The sequence below is a fragment of the Tabrizicola sp. genome, assembly GCF_030694085.1.
Classification (GTDB): domain Bacteria; phylum Pseudomonadota; class Alphaproteobacteria; order Rhodobacterales; family Rhodobacteraceae; genus Tabrizicola.
In genome coordinates, this window is the sequence record NZ_JAUXZE010000032.1 from 43,652 (window position 1) to 60,135 (window position 16,484).

The 16,484-nt window shown below is 64.9% G+C and carries 21 protein-coding genes; 13 read left to right on the forward strand and 8 right to left on the reverse strand.

Annotation, left to right across the window (positions count from 1 at the left end; all coding sequences use genetic code 11):
- Nucleotides 1–136: 136 nt before the first annotated feature.
- The 6 genes from purL to grxD all read left to right on the forward strand — a co-directional run bounded on the left by purL (nt 137) and on the right by grxD (nt 4,135).
- On the forward strand, nt 137–2,290 hold the full coding sequence (purL, locus tag Q8M85_RS04420) for a phosphoribosylformylglycinamidine synthase subunit PurL (RefSeq protein ID WP_305540748.1): 2,154 nt from the start codon (nt 137–139) through the stop codon (nt 2,288–2,290).
- Nucleotides 2,290–2,790, forward strand: a complete 501-nt coding sequence (locus Q8M85_RS04425) for a GNAT family N-acetyltransferase (RefSeq protein WP_305540751.1) — start codon at nt 2,290–2,292, stop codon at nt 2,788–2,790. Before purL ends, Q8M85_RS04425 begins: the two co-directional genes overlap by 1 nt.
- 27 nt (nt 2,791–2,817) lie before the next feature.
- Nucleotides 2,818–3,054, forward strand: a complete 237-nt coding sequence (locus tag Q8M85_RS04430; RefSeq protein WP_305540753.1) for a BolA/IbaG family iron-sulfur metabolism protein — start codon at nt 2,818–2,820, stop codon at nt 3,052–3,054.
- A 9-nt stretch (nt 3,055–3,063) separates the two neighbouring features.
- A complete protein-coding gene (locus Q8M85_RS04435) occupies nt 3,064–3,372 on the forward strand; it encodes a hypothetical protein (protein ID WP_305540755.1) in 309 nt (102 codons plus the stop codon).
- A gap of 12 nt (nt 3,373–3,384) precedes the next feature.
- Complete coding sequence (locus Q8M85_RS04440; RefSeq protein ID WP_305540757.1) at nt 3,385–3,585, forward strand: hypothetical protein; 201 nt, start codon at nt 3,385–3,387, stop codon at nt 3,583–3,585.
- Between the two features lie 190 nt (nt 3,586–3,775).
- Entirely contained in the window at nt 3,776–4,135 is a 360-nt protein-coding gene (grxD, locus tag Q8M85_RS04445) for a Grx4 family monothiol glutaredoxin (protein WP_305541023.1), read from the forward strand.
- A 46-nt stretch (nt 4,136–4,181) separates the two neighbouring features.
- On the opposite strand, the gene Q8M85_RS04450 is transcribed toward grxD, so the two are convergent.
- Genes Q8M85_RS04450 through Q8M85_RS04460 form a run of 3 tightly spaced genes read right to left on the reverse strand, consistent with a single transcriptional unit; the run spans nt 4,182 to nt 5,363 of the window.
- The gene (locus Q8M85_RS04450; protein ID WP_305540760.1) at nt 4,182–4,499 is read right to left on the reverse strand and encodes an MliC family protein; all 318 of its coding nucleotides are present in this window, start codon (nt 4,497–4,499) and stop codon (nt 4,182–4,184) included.
- Nucleotides 4,496–4,861, reverse strand: coding sequence for a cell division protein ZapA (locus Q8M85_RS04455; RefSeq protein WP_305540763.1), 366 nt, complete (start codon nt 4,859–4,861; stop codon nt 4,496–4,498). Before Q8M85_RS04455 ends, Q8M85_RS04450 begins: the two co-directional genes overlap by 4 nt.
- Nucleotides 4,854–5,363 (reverse strand): hypothetical protein, encoded by a 510-nt coding sequence (locus tag Q8M85_RS04460; protein ID WP_305540766.1) that lies wholly within the window; start codon nt 5,361–5,363, stop codon nt 4,854–4,856. The genes Q8M85_RS04455 and Q8M85_RS04460 overlap by 8 nt, the downstream gene beginning before the upstream one ends.
- A gap of 221 nt (nt 5,364–5,584) precedes the next feature.
- Here Q8M85_RS04460 and tkt point away from each other — a divergent pair, with 221 nt between their 5' ends.
- Entirely contained in the window at nt 5,585–7,600 is a 2,016-nt protein-coding gene (gene tkt / locus Q8M85_RS04465; protein WP_305540769.1) for a transketolase, read from the forward strand.
- 109 nt (nt 7,601–7,709) lie between these two features.
- The gene (locus Q8M85_RS04470) at nt 7,710–8,288 is read left to right on the forward strand and encodes a PepSY-associated TM helix domain-containing protein (RefSeq protein WP_305540772.1); all 579 of its coding nucleotides are present in this window, start codon (nt 7,710–7,712) and stop codon (nt 8,286–8,288) included.
- A gap of 170 nt (nt 8,289–8,458) precedes the next feature.
- Here the strand turns inward: Q8M85_RS04470 and Q8M85_RS04475 are convergent, their stop codons facing one another.
- Both Q8M85_RS04475 and Q8M85_RS04480 read right to left on the reverse strand, forming a co-directional pair.
- On the reverse strand, nt 8,459–8,992 hold the full coding sequence (locus tag Q8M85_RS04475; RefSeq protein WP_305540775.1) for a DUF2934 domain-containing protein: 534 nt from the start codon (nt 8,990–8,992) through the stop codon (nt 8,459–8,461).
- Between the two features lie 50 nt (nt 8,993–9,042).
- Entirely contained in the window at nt 9,043–10,017 is a 975-nt protein-coding gene (locus Q8M85_RS04480) for a DUF808 domain-containing protein (protein WP_305540777.1), read from the reverse strand.
- Nucleotides 10,018–10,203: 186 nt separating this feature from the next.
- Between Q8M85_RS04480 and gap (Q8M85_RS04485) the strand changes: the two genes are divergently transcribed.
- The 4 genes from gap (Q8M85_RS04485) (at nt 10,204) to Q8M85_RS04500 (ending at nt 12,815) form a co-directional block, all read left to right on the forward strand.
- Nucleotides 10,204–11,205 (forward strand): type I glyceraldehyde-3-phosphate dehydrogenase, encoded by a 1,002-nt coding sequence (gene gap, locus Q8M85_RS04485; RefSeq protein WP_305540780.1) that lies wholly within the window; start codon nt 10,204–10,206, stop codon nt 11,203–11,205.
- 33 nt (nt 11,206–11,238) lie between these two features.
- Nucleotides 11,239–11,382, forward strand: coding sequence for a hypothetical protein (locus Q8M85_RS04490; RefSeq protein ID WP_305540783.1), 144 nt, complete (start codon nt 11,239–11,241; stop codon nt 11,380–11,382).
- A gap of 82 nt (nt 11,383–11,464) precedes the next feature.
- Complete coding sequence (gene gap / locus Q8M85_RS04495; RefSeq protein ID WP_305540786.1) at nt 11,465–12,466, forward strand: type I glyceraldehyde-3-phosphate dehydrogenase; 1,002 nt, start codon at nt 11,465–11,467, stop codon at nt 12,464–12,466.
- A 178-nt stretch (nt 12,467–12,644) separates the two neighbouring features.
- The gene (locus Q8M85_RS04500; RefSeq protein ID WP_295077749.1) at nt 12,645–12,815 is read left to right on the forward strand and encodes a DUF1127 domain-containing protein; all 171 of its coding nucleotides are present in this window, start codon (nt 12,645–12,647) and stop codon (nt 12,813–12,815) included.
- A 48-nt stretch (nt 12,816–12,863) separates the two neighbouring features.
- On the opposite strand, the gene coaD is transcribed toward Q8M85_RS04500, so the two are convergent.
- The 3 genes from coaD to Q8M85_RS04515 all read right to left on the reverse strand — a co-directional run bounded on the left by coaD (nt 12,864) and on the right by Q8M85_RS04515 (nt 14,828).
- Nucleotides 12,864–13,355 carry a pantetheine-phosphate adenylyltransferase gene (gene coaD, locus Q8M85_RS04505; RefSeq protein WP_305540792.1) on the reverse strand — a complete coding sequence of 164 codons (492 nt, stop codon included), beginning with the start codon at nt 13,353–13,355 and terminating at the stop codon, nt 12,864–12,866.
- A 73-nt stretch (nt 13,356–13,428) separates the two neighbouring features.
- The gene (locus tag Q8M85_RS04510; protein ID WP_305540794.1) at nt 13,429–13,863 is read right to left on the reverse strand and encodes a CBS domain-containing protein; all 435 of its coding nucleotides are present in this window, start codon (nt 13,861–13,863) and stop codon (nt 13,429–13,431) included.
- Nucleotides 13,864–13,919: 56 nt separating this feature from the next.
- Nucleotides 13,920–14,828 (reverse strand): LysR family transcriptional regulator, encoded by a 909-nt coding sequence (locus Q8M85_RS04515; RefSeq protein ID WP_305540797.1) that lies wholly within the window; start codon nt 14,826–14,828, stop codon nt 13,920–13,922.
- Between the two features lie 137 nt (nt 14,829–14,965).
- On the opposite strand from Q8M85_RS04515, the gene Q8M85_RS04520 reads away from it, so the two are divergent.
- On the forward strand, nt 14,966–16,465 hold the full coding sequence (locus Q8M85_RS04520; protein ID WP_305540801.1) for a CoA-acylating methylmalonate-semialdehyde dehydrogenase: 1,500 nt from the start codon (nt 14,966–14,968) through the stop codon (nt 16,463–16,465).
- Nucleotides 16,466–16,484: the final 19 nt, after the last annotated feature.

The following is a 16,484-nucleotide window of genomic DNA, read 5'->3' on the forward strand; positions in this document are numbered from 1 at the left end:
GTGCAGGGTGCAGGTTCGGCCCCGGGGGCGCCAAAGTCAGAAAAATCTGCGAAAATTCTGCGTGCGCCCGGATGCGGTGGTTTGCCCTTCGCCCGCCTTTCCCTTATGAGGCGGGCCAAGCCGCCAGAGGGATGCCATGCAAGAACCCGCCATCACGCCGGACCTCGTCGCCAGCCACGGGATCAAGCCCGATGAATGGCAGCGCCTGCTGGAGATCATGGGGCGCGCGCCGTCGTTCACCGAGCTGGGCATCTTCAGTGCGATGTGGAACGAGCATTGTTCCTACAAGTCCTCGAAGATCCACCTGCAGAAGCTGCCGACCACAGGGCCTCAGGTCATTTGCGGTCCGGGCGAGAATGCTGGGGTCGTCGACATCGGCGACGGGCAGGCGGTGGTCTTCAAGATGGAGAGCCACAACCACCCCTCGTACATCGAGCCGCATCAGGGCGCGGCGACGGGCGTCGGCGGCATCCTGCGGGATGTGTTCACGATGGGCGCGCGCCCTATCGCGGCGATGAACGCGCTGTCGTTCGGCCTGCCGTCGCACCCGAAGACCGCGCATCTGGTCAAGGGTGTGGTGGAAGGCGTGGGCTCCTATGGCAATGCCTTCGGCGTCCCGACGGTGGGCGGCGAAGTGCGTTTCCATCGCAGCTACAACGGCAACTGCCTGGTCAATGCCTTTGCCGCCGGTTTGGCGGATACCGACAAGATCTTCTATTCCGCCGCGTCGGGCGTGGGCATGCCGGTGGTTTACCTTGGCGCCAAGACCGGGCGCGACGGGGTTGGCGGGGCCACGATGGCATCGGCGGAATTCGACGACACGATCGAGGAAAAGCGCCCGACGGTGCAGGTCGGCGACCCCTTCACCGAAAAGCGCCTGCTGGAGGCCTGCCTGGAGCTGATGGCGTCGGGCGCGGTGATTTCCATTCAGGACATGGGCGCTGCGGGCCTGACCTGTTCGGCGGTCGAGATGGGCGACAAGGGTGGCCTTGGCATCAAGCTGCAGCTGGATGACGTGCCCCAGCGCGAGACGGGCATGACCGCCTACGAGATGATGCTGTCGGAAAGCCAGGAGCGGATGCTCATGGTCCTGAAGCCGGACATGGAGGCCGAGGCGCGGGCGATCTTCGTGAAATGGGACCTCGACTTTGCCATCGTCGGCGAGACGATCCCCGAGGACCGCTTCCTGATCCTGCATGGCAACGAGGTGAAGGCGGACATTCCGCTGTCGAAGCTGTCGTCCAGCGCGCCGGAATATGACCGTCCCTGGGTGCCCTCCCCTGCCCCGGCGCCGTTGCCGCAGGTTCCGGCCATCACGCCGATTGCCGCGCTGAAGGCGCTGATCGGGTCGCCGAGCCATGCCCACAAGGGGTGGGTCTATGAACAGTACGACAGCCAGGTGGGGGCCGATACCGTGGTTCCCCCCGGCATTGGTGCGGGCGTCGTGCGGGTGCACGGGACGGGGAAGCTTCTGGCGTTCACCTCGACCGTGACGCCGCGCTATGTGAAGGCCAACCCGTTCGAGGGTGGCAAGCAGGCGGTGGCCGAGGCTTACCGGAACCTGATCGCGGTGGGGGCGAAGCCGCTGGCGACTACGGACAACCTGAACTTCGGCAACCCGGAAAAGCCCGAGATCATGGGGCAGCTCGTCGGCGCGCTTGAAGGCATCGGGGTGGCGGTCAAGGCGCTGGACATGCCGATCGTGTCGGGGAACGTCAGCCTTTACAACGAGACGGACGGCTCTGGCATCCTTCCGACGCCGACCATCGGCGCGGTGGGGATCATGCTGGCGGATGACCTGATCGCGGGTCAGCCGCAGGATGGAGACATCGTCGTGGTCATCGGCGAGACGCGCGGGCATCTGGGACAGTCGGCGCTTTTGGCCGAGGCCTTCGGGATCGAGGCGGGGGACCCTCCGCCGGTGGATCTGTCGGCAGAAGTCTCGGCTGCCAAGGCGCTGCTGGCAAACCGAAAGCGCATCCGCGCGGCGCGGGACCTGGGCGATGGCGGTCTGGCCCTGTCGGCCTTCCGCATGGCCGAGGGCGCGGGGGTAGGCCTTTCGCTGAAGTCGGGCGAGATCGGCCAGCTTTTCGGCGAGGATCAGGCGCGCTATGTCGTGGCGATCCGGCATGACGACCTTGCGGCCTTCATGGCGACGGCGGGCGGGGTCAAGGTGGCCCAGGTGGGCAAGTTCGGCGGCGACAAGGTCACTTTCGGCACCGAAAGCGCGCCGCTGGCCGAGCTGTCGCAGCTTTACCGCACGGCCTTTGCGGCAGCGGTCGGGGTCTGATGCTGCGCCCTGCGACGCTGGCAGATGTCCCGTTCATCCGGGGCATCGCCAGCCAGCCCGACAACGCGCCCTTCATCACGGATGAGGACGATGCCGCGCTGTCGGTCTACCTGACTGACCCCAGCGCACGCCTGCTGATCTGGGAGGTCCAGCGCCTTCCCCTTGGCTTCGCGCTGTTCTGCCAGGTCGGCGAGCCTTCGGGCGCGGTCGAGCTTCGGCGGCTGGCGCTGGCCGGGACAGGCCGGGGCCAGGGCCAGCGCTTCCTTCGGCTGCTGCTGGACTACGGCTTCGGCACCTTGGGCGCAGCACGGGTCTGGCTGGATGCCTCGTCCGAAAACCCGCGCGCGATGAAGACCTACGACCGGGCGGGGTTCACGCTGGAAGGGCGGCTTCGGCAGCACTGGCATCGTCCGGCGCTGGGGCGGGTTGTGGATCTGATGATATACGGGATGCTGCGCGGCGAATGGGAAACCCTTGAACCCCTTCCGGCGCAAGCCTAGGTTTGTCGTGAAGAAGGAGACCGCCTGATGCCCATCGAAGCCCGCGACATCGAACACCTGATCCGAGAGGCTTTCCCGAACGCCAAGATCAGCGTGCAGGGCGATGACGGCGCGCATTTCGCGGCGGAGGTGATCGACGAAAGCTTCCGCGGTCTGAACCGGGTGCAACAGCAACGCGCGGTCTATGCGGCGCTGAAGGGCAGGATGGATGGCCCGAACGGCGCGCTGCATGCGCTGGCGCTGACCACCAAGGCGCCGGACTAAGGGCACAACATGGCGGCGGAGCCTCGCCAGGAACGGATCGGCGCAACGGTTCTGTCGCTTGGCGCAACCGTGGTGGCTGGGCTGGAATGGCTGGACAGGCCGCAGCCGGGAGAGGTCGCGGAAAGCTTGCCGGGCTGGTATGTCGCTTTCAACGTAGCCCTGCACGGCGCAATCCTGCTTCTGCTGCTGATCGCGCTTCTGCGCCTGCCGCGGATCGTTGCCGACCGACCGGACCTGCGACCGTTGTTTCTGGGGCTGATCCTTGTGGGAACGCTGGCCGCAGCCTATCTGGTTGGACGTGACCTTGGCGTGGTCTGAAGGAGCGTGATGATGCCGGCAGGTGCAGGACTTGGCGGGTTGGCGATGGTGCTGCTGCCGCTGGTGGGGATCGCGACGATCCTGAAGGCGCGGGCGGCGCGCAAGCGGGGTGAGCCGCCGGTCGACGAGGATTTCGAGGCGCGCCGCGCCGCAACGCTGGAAGCCGAACGCCGGATGGCGGCCTATCTGGCCTCACGCGACAGTCGGGAGTAGGAGTGGACCCCGGGCTCGCAGTCTGGCTTGTGGAGAAAGCGCCCTGGGTCGGGCCGTGGCTGGTGGGATTGCTGGTGGTCTTTGCCGCCATATCGGTTGCAAGCCACTGGCCACTGCTGAAATATGGACCAAGACACTGGCGGGTCACCCGGAAGTGGGAATTCCGCAGATGGAAAAGGAAGAACGGGCGATGAGCGCACAGGATCAAATCCGCGAGACGATCACCAAGCACGACGTGGTGCTGTTCATGAAGGGCACCAAGATGATGCCGCAGTGCGGGTTCTCGTCCCGCGTGGCGGGGGTCCTGAACTTCATGGGGGTTGAGTTCGCCGACGTGAACGTGCTGGCCGATGCCGACATCCGGCAGGGGATCAAGGACTTCAGCGACTGGCCGACGATCCCGCAGCTGTATGTGAAGGGCGAATTCGTCGGCGGCTGCGACATTGTCACCGAAATGACGCTGTCGGGCGAGCTGGATCAGCTTCTTGAAACCAAGGGCGTCGCCTTCGACAAGGCCGCCGCCGAGAAGATCCGCGAAGCCAACGCCTGAAGGCGGTTCTGGCAGACGCATGGCCCGCTTCGGCGGGCCTTTTCGCTTAGTCGGTCTTGCAGGTCAGCAGCAGTGTCTCGGCCTCGGGCGTCTTCCAGTACAGCGTGGCCTCGTCACCTTTCGTCCACCAGACATAAGTCGACCCATCCGAAGGCCAGCCATAGCGGGTGCCCGATGCGGCAGTCTCGCCGATCAACGTGATCTGATTGCCGTCGACGTTGATGACGACAAGGCTTTGATCGGGGCCGTTGACGTAAGTCGCGGGAACCTTCACGTCCCGGTCGCAGACATAGGTCGCGCCGGTGAAATCCTGCGCAGCGGCGGCAGACGGCACCAGCGCCAGGATCAACCAAAGCACCTTCATGCCTTCAACTGCTCCTCGACCCGGGCGGCCATCGCTTCGGCGCGGGCGGCGATTTCGGCCAGGGTCTCGTTCACCTGCGCCGGGATCACCGCGACATCGCGGGTAGCGACGGGTCGGGCTTCCAGCTCGGCCACGCGGGCACGGAGCGTGCGTAGCTCGTCCTCGACGGCGGCAGTCTTGTCGGCCAGCATCAGGCCCGCCATCAGCAGCATCTTTGCCTCGGGCAAGCGGCCCATCTGGGCAATGATCGGCGAGGCTTCGGCATCCAGCATCCCGGCGGCAGAGCGCAGGAAATGTTCCTCGCCCGGCTGGCACGAGACCTGGAACGGGCGGCCGCCGATGGTGACTTCAAGTTCAGGCATTGCCGGCCTCCGTCAGGTGGGGTTCGAGGGCCGCGAGGATCTCGTCCATTTCGGCGATCTCGGTCAGGCGGGTGGCGCGCAGCGTCTCAAGCTCGGTCTGCATCGCCTTGTTGATGAGGTGGGGTTCGGTGACCCCGGATGCGGCGGCGGTGCGCAGGGCTTCAAGCTGTTCGCGAAGCGAGGCGTTGACGCGGCGCATCCGTTGCAGCTCCAGCCCCTTGACGTCCAGGTCCTGCGTCAGGCGGTCGACCTTTTCCTGCAGGTCGCCCTTTGCCTCACGGGTGCTGGCGGCACGGAGACGGGCCTGAAGCTGGGCGGTAAGCGATTTCTCCTCCTCCAGCTGGGCGCGGAGGGCGGCATCGGACTGCGGCGTGGCAGTGGCGGCAGGAGCGGAGGCCGGTGCAGTGGCGGGCCGGGGGTTCGCAGACAGCCGGTCCACCCCTTTGCCGATCCGTTCCAGCGCGGCGGTGATCCGCTTTTCCAGTTCGGTTATGTCCTGCATCCCGTACCCCTTGCACATCGGGCGCCCGTCCCGCGCCTGCCGTTCAATCAAACCAACAGGCCCGAATCGCCCCGGTCCCGGTCCTGAGCGATCTTAACGCGAAAGACAGGAAAGGCGACCGGCCTTTCTTCCCAAGGCCTTGGGGTCCAAGCTTGATCTTGCCCGTCCCGGTCGGTAGGACGCTTGCGCGACCCCCCAGCCCTTGCCGAAGGAACCCCGCCGTGGACATCCAGACCCTCCGCCAGACTCACCCCGACCACTGGATGCGCGCCACCGCGATCCGGGCCCTGACGCTGGACGCGGTCGCGGCGGCGAACTCGGGCCATTCGGGGATGCCGATGGGCATGGCGGATGTGGCGACGGTCCTGTTCGAGAAACACCTGAAGTTCGATCCCAAGGCCCCGCGCTGGCCGGACCGCGACCGGTTCATCCTGTCGGCGGGCCACGGGTCGATGCTGATCTATTCGCTGCTGCATCTGACCGGCTACGAAGACATGACGCTGGACCAGATCAAGGCGTTCCGCCAGTGGGGGTCGATCACCGCAGGTCACCCGGAATACGGTCACGTCGACGGGGTCGAGACGACAACGGGGCCGCTGGGACAGGGGATTTCCAACGCCGTCGGGTTTGCCATGGCCGAGGAGTCCTTGCGGGCGCGCTGGGGGGCGAAGGTGCAGGACCACTACACCTGGGTCATCGCCGGTGATGGCTGCCTGATGGAGGGTGTTTCCCAGGAAGCCATCGGTCTTGCGGGCAAGCAGCAGCTTTCGCGGCTGATCGTGCTGTGGGACAACAACGGGATCACCATCGACGGCAAGGTCAGCATCGCCGATGTGACCGACCAGAAGGCGCGCTTTGCGGCAAGCGGTTGGGACGTGTTCGACTGTGACGGGCATGACCCCTTGGACATCGACCGGGCTCTGACGGCCGCCAAGGCCAGCGCCCGGCCCGCGATGGTCGCGTGCAAGACGCATATCGCCATCGGCCACGCGGCGCAGGATACGTCCAAGGGCCACGGTGCCTTGACCGACAAGGCACAGCTTCAGGCCGCGAAGGATGCCTATGGCTGGAAAGGCGGGCCGTTCGAGGTTCCCGCCGATGTGAAGAAGTGGTGGGAGTCGCTGGGGGACCGTGGTGCCAAGGCCCACGCCGACTGGGAGGCGCGTTTCGCTGCCCTCTCCCCCGCCAAGCAGGCCGAGTTCAAGCGCATCTTCGCGCTGGAGGCCCCGGCAAAGCTGGCCGCCGCCATTCGCGGCGTGAAAAAGCAGGCCGTCGCCGACATGCCGAAGCTGGCCACTCGCGCCTCGTCGGAAAAGGTGCTGGCGGCGGTGAACCCGGTCAGCCTTGAGACCATCGGCGGATCGGCCGACCTGACGGGGTCGAACAACACCAAGACCGCCGACCTTGGCGTCTTCACCCCCGAGGATCGCAAGGGCCGCTATGTCTATTTCGGCATCCGCGAGCATGGCATGGCCGCCGCGATGAACGGGATGGTGCTGCATGGCGGTGTGCGCCCCTATGGCGGCACCTTCATGTGCTTCACCGATTATGCCCGCCCGTCGATGCGGCTGTCGGCGCTGATGGGAGTGCCGGTCGTCTATGTGATGACGCATGACAGCATCGGTCTGGGCGAGGACGGCCCGACCCACCAGCCGGTCGAACACCTGGCGATCAGCCGCGCGACGCCGAATACGCTGGTTATCCGCCCGGCTGACCTGGTCGAGGTCGCCGAAGCCTGGGAAATCGCGCTGACCGAAAAGACCCGGCCCACGGTGCTGGCGCTGTCGCGGCAGAACCTGCCCGCCGTCCGCAAGACCCACACCAACACCAACATGGTCGCCAAGGGCGCCTATGTGCTGGAGGAGGCGACGGGCAAGCGTCAAGTGATCCTGATGGCGACGGGCTCCGAGGTCGAAATCGCGCTCAAGGCCCGCGACCAGCTGGAGGCCGAGGGCATCGGCACCCGCGTCGTGTCCATGCCCTCGATGGAGCTGTTCGCGGCGCAGGACGAGGCTTACCGCCGCAAGGTCCTGCCCCCCGGCCCGGTGCGCGTGGCGGTCGAGGCTGGCGTGCGTATGGGCTGGGACCGCTGGCTTCTGGGCGAGCGGGGCCGTGAGGCGAAAGCCGGGTTCGTCGGCATGTCCAGCTTCGGTGCCAGCGCGCCGATGGAGCGGCTTTATGCCGAGTTCGGCATCACCGCCGAAGCGACCGTGGCGGCGGCCAAGGCGCTGCTCTGAGCCTTTGGTTTAGACACTGCGATTAAGCGGCGGCTTAGGGCCGCCGCTTGCTTTTTGGCTGACCGATGCGGTTCGGCTGGCTAGGGTCCGGTCCAACTGGAGGACCGGGATGCGACTTCTGAAAACCGTGCATGGCTGGCTGGGCGTGATCGTCCTGCCTTGGGTCATCCTGATCGGGCTGACCGGCCTGTTCCTGAACCACGAGCGGCTGGTGATGGGCTGGCTGGAGGGTGACGCCTACGACGAGACGCAGTTCGACACCTGGCCGGGCGCAAAGGCCCTGACGGCGAATGAGGCCCGCGTGCTGGCCGAGCGGCTTTATCCCGGCGTGGCGCTGACGCAGGAGGACGACACGGCGTATCACGGACGCGAAGCGGCGGTTTTCGCGGCGGGTGACGCGCAGGTGATCGTCGCCCTTCAGACCGGGCATTACTGGGTGAAAACCGATCTGCGCCGGGTGACCCATTCCCCCGATGGCCTGGTGCTGGAGACACGGACCTACTGGGAAGGCATTTTCAAGCGCCTGCATGAACGCGGCTGGCTGACCCGGAGCTTCGGCACCTTGCTTGCCGACATCACGGCAGCGGCGATGGTGATCTTCGGGCTGTCGGGGATCATCCTGTTCCTGATCCCCCGCCTGCGCCGCAGACAGAACCGGCGGCGGATGCGGGCGGCGGCGACGCCCTGACGGCGTTTCAATTTCCGTTCGTCAGGTCAGGGTCCACGCCGAAACGCCAGAAATGCGGACCGCGCGACCAGCTGACCCGCAGGCGCGAGACGACGCCGCTGGCCCCGGGCGCGGCCAGCGGCGGAATCGTGACGCGGGCCGATCGTGCCTTGGCGCGGGCGCGGCGGCCTTCAGCGCGGGGGGGCGCTGTCCTGGTATTCGTCGCCGGGGGGCATTTCGCCTTCGACATCCTCGTCCAGATCCTTGGGATCGGGCATGCCGTCGTCGTTCAGGTCAGGGTTCTCGGGATCGTCCTCGGCGTTGACCGAGCTGGAGGTCACATCCGATTCGGCTTCGGACACCTCGAAATGGTCCTCATCCGGCTCCTCGTCCTGCGGGAGCACGCCGCCGTCTTCCGAAGCATCGCCATCCGACAGGCGCGGGCCGTCGTCCTCGCGGGCGTGCGGATACGTCTGCTCTTCGCCCTGGTCGGTCAGCGTCGGGAACTCGCCCAGGTTGCCCTGGATCGAGGCTTCCTCGATCACCGGCTTGGCGGTGTCTTCGGGGTCAAGCGTTGGGGGCCGGACCTCGTGCATCGCCAGCAGCTCGCGGGCGGCGTCGAGATAGCGGTCGCGCCCACCGTCAGGACGGCCCGCCTCTACCCAAAGCTGGTCGGCACGGTCGCGGATGCGGTTTTCCCAGGCGTCGAATTCTTGGCGGTTCATGGCGGCCTCCGTTGCTGAAGGCACAACGCCAGGACGACCGGCAGGTTCCGTCAGTGGGCAGCAGCCTTCTTGCCGGTGACGGTGGCCCAGAGCGGGCCGATCACCCGGGTGGCAATGGGGATCAGGATCACACCCAGGATGAGCCCGAAGACGCCATCCAGGGCAGCAGTGACCAGCCATTCGACGAAGCCCTGCGCCACTGGCACGGCATGGGCCACAGCCTCGGCGATGTGGTGAATGGTCTCGTAGGGCCAGGCCCAGAGGTGGGTGACCTCAAGCCCGTGGATGACGATGTTGCCGCCGACCCAAAGCATCGCTGCGGTCCCGACGGTGGAGAGGAACGCCATCAGCTTCGGCATGGCCAGCACCAGCCCGCGACCAAGCGCCCTGCCCCCGGAGGTCCGGCCCGTGGCGGCCATGTGCAGGCCCACATCGTCCATCTTCACGATCAGCGCCACAGCGCCGTAGACCACGACAGTGATGAAGGTTCCGACCACCGCCAGCGTGATCGCCTGCATCCAGAAGCTTGGGCTTTCGATAGTGGCCAGGGCAATGGTCATGATCTCGGCCGACAGGATGAAGTCGGTCTTGATCGCGCCCGCGACCTTTTCCTCTTCCAGATGGGTCGGGTCCTTGGTGTCGAAATCCTTCTCGACCTCGTGGTCGGCATGGGGGGCGAAGGCGTGAACCAGTTTCTCGGCCCCCTCGAAGCAAAGGTAGGCCCCGCCCAGCATCAAGAGCGGCGTGATCACCCAGGGGGCGAAATGGTCCAGCGCAAGCAGACCAGGCAGCAGAACGACCAGCTTGTTGCGCATGGATCCCAGCGCGATGCGCCAGATGATCGGAAGCTCGCGGTCGGCCGAGAAGCCGTGGACATATTTCGGCGTCACGGCAGCGTCGTCGATCACCACGCCCGCGGCCTTGGTCCCCGCCTTGGCCGCAGCCGCCGCGATGTCATCGACCGACGAGGCCGCAACCTTGGCAATCGCCGCCACGTCGTCGAGAAGTGCGAGAAGTCCGCTCATGCCCTGCCCCATTCTGCCTGCAACCGACGGTGTAGCGGGAAACGCAGGATTCGGCAAAGCGCCGCGAATGGTTAGCGCAAACAGGCGAAGATTGCGCTAACATCATGAAAACGCGTCGTTTTCATCCTTGCATACCATTGTGGACCGGCTAAGGCCTTGGGAACGCATCAGCAGGGGAATTTCACCATGACCGTGACTGTCGGCATCAACGGCTTCGGCCGCATCGGGCGCTGCACGCTTGCCCATATCGCGGAATCGAACCGCAACGACGTGCAGGTGGTGGCGATCAATGCCACGGGTCCGGTGGAGACAAACGCGCATCTGCTGCGCTACGACTCGGTGCATGGCCGCTTCCCCGGCGTGGTGAAGGTGACGGATGAGGGGCTGGACCTCGGCCGGGGCCCGATCCGCATGATGTCGACCTACAACCCGGAGGAGTTGGACTGGCAGGGCGTGGACGTCGTGCTGGAATGTACCGGCAAGTTCAACGACCGCGACAAGGCGGCGGTGCATCTGGGCCGCGGGGCCAAGCGGGTGCTGGTCTCGGCCCCGGCCAAGCGAGCGGACCTGACCGTGGTCTACGGCGTGAACCACCGCAGTCTGTTGCCCGAGCATCGCGTGGTCTCGAACGCGTCCTGCACGACGAACTGCCTGGCGCCCTTGGCCAAGGTGCTGAACGACAGCATCGGGATCGAATCCGGGATCATGACCACGATCCACTCCTACACCGGCGACCAGCCGACGCTGGACCGGCGGCACAAGGACCTCTATCGCGCGCGATCGGCGGCGATGGCGATGATCCCGACCTCGACCGGGGCGGGCAAGGCGATCGGCGAGGTGCTGCCAGAGCTGGCCGGGCGGCTGGAAGGCAGCGCGATCCGCGTGCCGACGCCGAACGTGTCAGCCGTGGACCTGACCTTCATCGCGCAGAAGTCGGTCACGGTCGCGGAAGTTAACGAAATCGTCAGGGAAGCCTGCGCAGGCTACATGGGTATGGTCATGGCCTATGACCCCGAACCGAAGGTGTCGATCGACTTCAACCACACGCCGCAATCGTCAATCTTCGCGCCTGACCAGACCAAGGTCGCGGGGCGTTCCGTTCGGGTGCTGGCGTGGTATGACAACGAATGGGGCTTCTCCTGCCGGATGGCCGATGTGGCCGGCGTTATGGGGCGGCTTGCGCAGTAACCGGGGCCAGGTGCCCCGCTTCCGGGGGCAGACGTGACCAATACGATTGCGATCTGGCTTGGCCTTGTGATCGTGGCCGCCATCCTCAGTGACCTCGCCCTGAACGGCGGGATGGCGTTTCAGTTTCTGGCGCGAAAATTCCTGAACTTGATCGACTGGGTGGCTTTCTGGAACTGACCGCGTCAAACTGCGGTTGCATTTCCCGGCGTAATGTCTTTGTTAGCGCTATCGGGATACCCCCAGCTTCGGAGAACTAGTCATGGCCGTCAAGGTTGCCATCAATGGATTTGGACGCATCGGGCGCAACGTGCTGCGCGCCATCATCGAGTCGGGTCGCACCGACATCGAGGTCGTGGCGATCAACGACCTGGGTCCGGTCGAGACGAACGCCCATCTCCTGCGCTACGATTCGGTGCATGGGAAGTTCCCCGCCACGGTGACCACCGGGACCGATACCATCGATGTCGGCCGTGGCCCGATCCGGGTGACGGCGCTGCGGAACCCGGCCGACCTTCCCTGGGGCGACGTCGATATCGTGATGGAATGTACCGGCATCTTCACTTCGAAGGAAAAATGCGCCGCGCATCTTGAGAACGGCTCGAAGCGTGTGCTGATCAGTGCACCCGGCGACGGCGCGGACAAGACCATCGTCTACGGCGTGAACCACAATACGCTGACCAAGGATGACATCGTCGTCTCGAACGCCTCGTGCACCACCAACTGCCTGTCGCCCGTCGCGTTCGTGCTGAACAACGCCATCGGGATCGAGAAGGGCATGATGACCACGATCCACAGCTACACCGGCGACCAGCCGACGCTGGACACGATGCACAAGGATCTTTACCGCGCCCGCGCGGCGGCGCTGTCGATGATCCCGACCTCGACCGGGGCGGCCAAGGCCGTGGGTCTGGTCCTGCCCGAGCTGAAGGGCAAGCTTGACGGCTTCGCCATGCGGGTCCCGACGCCGAACGTGTCGGTCGTCGACCTGAAGTTCATTGCAAAGCGCTCCACCAGCGTCGAGGAAGTGAACGCCGCGATCAAGGCCGCAGCCGACGGCCCGCTGAAGGGCATCCTCGGCTATACGAACGAAAAGCTGGTGTCGTCGGACTTCAATCACGACCCCCATTCCAGCGTGTTCCACATGGACCAGACCAAGGTTATGGACGGGACCTTTGTGTCGATCCTTAGCTGGTATGACAATGAATGGGGCTTCTCGAACCGCATGGCTGACACGGCCGTTGCGATGGGCAAACTGATCTGAACCATTTGAAATTAAATAAAAAGGGCGCCATTCGGCGCCTTTTTTCATGCCCAGAGCTATGCGATGACTGCATAGCCGCAGCGCAGCATTGGGCGTTGTTGGCGCCAACGGAACGCTTATGTTGCGGCCATGCGAGAAGGAAAAGCAGTCCTCTCGCGGATGTAAAAGGACGATGAAGATGACCTCTGTGTATGAAATGCTGAAGACCGCTGCGGCGAACTACGCGCTCTACCGCCAGACCCGCAACGAGATTGCCAACCTTCCCGCCGATATCGCGCTGGACCTCGGGATCCTTCCCGGCGACGCTGACCGGATCGCGCGTGAAGCAGTCTATGGCAAGGCCGCCTGAGCACCGCCAGGCCTTTGACGATGCGGGGGCCTTCGGGCCCCTTTTGCATTAGCGGTACTTTTTCACCAGGGCATCGACCACCGGGGGTGTCACGAACTTGGACACGTCGCCGCGCAGCCGCGCGATCTCTTTGACCAGCTTCGAGGCAATTGCCTGACGCCGCGCGTCGGCCATCATGAAAACGGTCTCGATGCTGGAGTCGAGCGCGCGGTTCATCCCGACCATCTGGAATTCATATTCGAAGTCCGCCACCGCCCGCAGGCCGCGGACAATGATCCCGGCGCCGACGTCGCGGGCACAGTCGATCAGCAGGTTCTCGAACGGATGGACGACGATCTCGCCCCCAGTCTTCGCGGTGATGGCGGCACATTCCGCCTCGACCATTGCCACGCGCTCTTCCAGGCTGAAGAGCGGCCCCTTGTCCCGGTTGATCGCCACCCCGATCACCAGCCGGTCAACCAGCGCCATCGCCCGCTGGATGATGTCGATGTGGCCCAGAGTTATGGGGTCGAAGGTCCCCGGATAAAGCCCGATGCGCATGGCTCCCCCTTGACTGGCCGCGACCCGCGCACGCAACAATATTACCCGCGCAGGTGCAAGCGCGAATCCGACCTCAGAAGCCCTTGATCATGCCTTCCAGGGCTTCCTTTTCCGCGGCCAGTTCCATCAACCGGGCCTTGACCACATCGCCGATCGAGATCAGGCCGACCATCTGGCCCTCTTCGACCACCGGCATGTGTCGGAAACGGCCATCGGTCATCCGGCCAAGCACCGCATCGGTGCCCTCGGCGCGGGTGCACGAGACGATCTTCGCCGTCATCAGGCTTTCCACAGTGTCCCTCAGGCAGGCCGCGCCGCGTCTGCCCAGTTCCCGGACGATGTCGCGCTCCGAGACGATGCCATTCGCGGTCTTGCCGTCGGACGAGACGATGACCGCCCCGATCCGTTTAGATGACAAGAGCTCAGCTACGGCCTGGACCGTGGTTCCGGGCGCCACCGTGATCACACCGTGATCGCCCTTGGATGCGAGGATCTGCTGTACGAGCATGAGACGGCCCCTCCACCTGACCGGACGTCAAGCGTCGGACCGATAAGGGGATTCTGTCAAGCGCGGGTTTCATCCTGCCGCAAAGCACTTTCCAGCCGCCCCATCTCGGCCCGGGCCTCGCGGGTCAGCTGGTCGGCAAAGCGGTTAAGCCGGTCCAGACGCGCATCGCTTTCGTGCCGGATCAGCCAGAACGCGCGGGTCAGACTGATCCGGTCGGTCAGGAAGCGTGTAAGGTTGGGCGCGGCTGGCAGGGCAAAGTCATGCACCACGCCGACCCCTGCCCCATGCCGCAGCCAGTTCAACTGCACCGAGACCGAGTTCGAGGTCAGCGTGGCCGGACCGATCCCGATCTCGGCCAGATAATCGAGTTCCTTGTCGAAGATCATGTCTGGGATGTACCCGACAATCCGGTGGCCAGTCAGGTCTTGCGGGGTCAGGATTGGTGGATGGGTGGCAAGATAATACTGACTTGCCGCCAGATGCAGCCGGTAGTCGGTCAGCTTCTGCACCGTCAGCCGTCCCGCCTCTGGCCTGCTGACTGCAATCGCCATGTCTGCCTCGCGCTTGGACAGGTTGAATACCCGCGGAAGGGCCACGATCTGCACCTCCAGTCCCGGATTGGCGTCGCAGATCCGCGCCAGGACCTGAGGCAGCAGATAGTTCGCACAGCCATCCGGCGCGCCCAGCCGGATCAGACCTGTAAGACCACCGGGGCCGGACAGGCTTTCCTCGGCGCTCAGTGTCGCCCGTTCAGCCTGTTCGGCATGCGGGACCAGCCGAGCGCCCTCTTCGGTCAAGGCGTAACCTTGTGGGGATTTGGTGAAAAGCCTGGCCTTGGTCGCCTCTTCCAGCCGGGCAATGCGGCGCCCGACGGTGGCCGGGTCGATCTTCAGCCGCTTGCCTGCCGTCGACAGGCTTTCGGTTCGCGCCACCGCGAGGAAAACGCGCAGGTCGTCCCAATCCATCCCAGTCGCCTCGTAGGGGTGCGCAATATTGCCCACCCTACCCATGCCCTGCATTTCTGCAAAACGTTTTTGGGTGATTGCCACTTTGTTTGGCGTTTGTGCAAGATTAAAGTGCCCCAAACCTCAGGAGGGATTCCATGCAAGAGATCGGACACTGGATCAACGGCAAGCGCGTTGCGGGCACCTCGGGCCGCTTCGCCGATGTCATGAACCCCGCCACCGGCGAAGTGCAGGCGCGCGTCGCGCTGGCCACGCTGGGAGAGCTGGATCACGCCATTCAGGAGGCCGCAAAGGCCCAGGTCGGCTGGGCTGCCACGAACCCGCAGCGTCGCGCCCGGGTGATGATGGCGTTCGGCGCTCTCATCAACGAAAACATGGACAAGCTGGCCGAGATGGTCGCCCGCGAACACGGCAAGACGATCCCCGACGCCAAGGGCGACGTGCAACGCGGACTTGAAGTGATCGAGGTCTGCATGGGTGCACCGGCCATGCTGAAGGGCGAGGCGATGGACTCGGCCGGTCCCGGAATCGACCTGTACGCCATCCGCCAACCCCTTGGCGTCGTCGCCGGAATTACGCCGTTCAACTTCCCCGCGATGATCCCCTTGTGGAAGATTGGCCCGGCGCTGTCGTCAGGCAACGCGATGATCCTGAAGCCGTCCGAGCGGGTTCCTTCGACCTCGCTCTACCTGGCCGAACTGCTGCAACAGGCGGGCCTGCCCGATGGCGTGCTGCAGGTGGTGAACGGCGACAAGGAAGTCGTCGACGGCATCCTGGATCATCCGGTGATTCAGGGCGTTGGCTTCGTCGGATCGACCCCGATCGCGCAGTATATCTATGGCCGTGCCGCCGCGAACGGCAAGCGCGCACAGTGCTTCGGTGGTGCGAAGAACCACATGATCATCATGCCGGACGCCGACCTTGACAAGGCCGCCGACGCGCTGGTCGGTGCGGGTTACGGTGCTGCGGGCGAACGCTGCATGGCGATTTCGGTGGCCGTCCCGGTCGGAGAAAAGACCGCCGATGCACTGATCGAACGGCTGATCCCGCGGATCGAGAAGTTGAAGGTCGGCCCCTATACCGCTGGAAACGATGTGGATTTCGGTCCCGTGATCACCCAGGCGTCGAAGGACCGCATCCTTGGCCTGATCAACTCGGGCGTCGAGCAGGGCGCGAAGCTGGTGGTCGATGGCCGCGGCTTCAAACTGCAGGGTTATGAGAACGGCTTCTTCGTCGGACCGTCACTGTTCGACAACGTCACGCCGGAGATGGACATCTACAAGCAAGAGATCTTCGGGCCGGTCCTGACCACCGTCCGCGCCGGGTCCTACGAGCAGGCGCTGAAGCTGGTGATGGACAACGAATACGGCAACGGCACCGCGATCTACACCGCAGACGGCGACACCGCGCGCGACTTTGCAAGCCGGGTCAACGTGGGCATGGTCGGCATCAACTTCCCGATCCCTGTGCCGCTGTCCTACTTCTCGTTCGGCGGCTGGAAGAAGTCGGCCTTCGGTGATCTGAACCAGTACGGGCCGGACGCCTTCCGGTTCTACACCAAGACCAAGACTGTGACTGCGCGCTGGTTCTCGGGCATCAAGGACGGCGCCAGCTTGAACTTCAGGGCGCTGGATTAACCCGTCCGGGCGCGGTTTT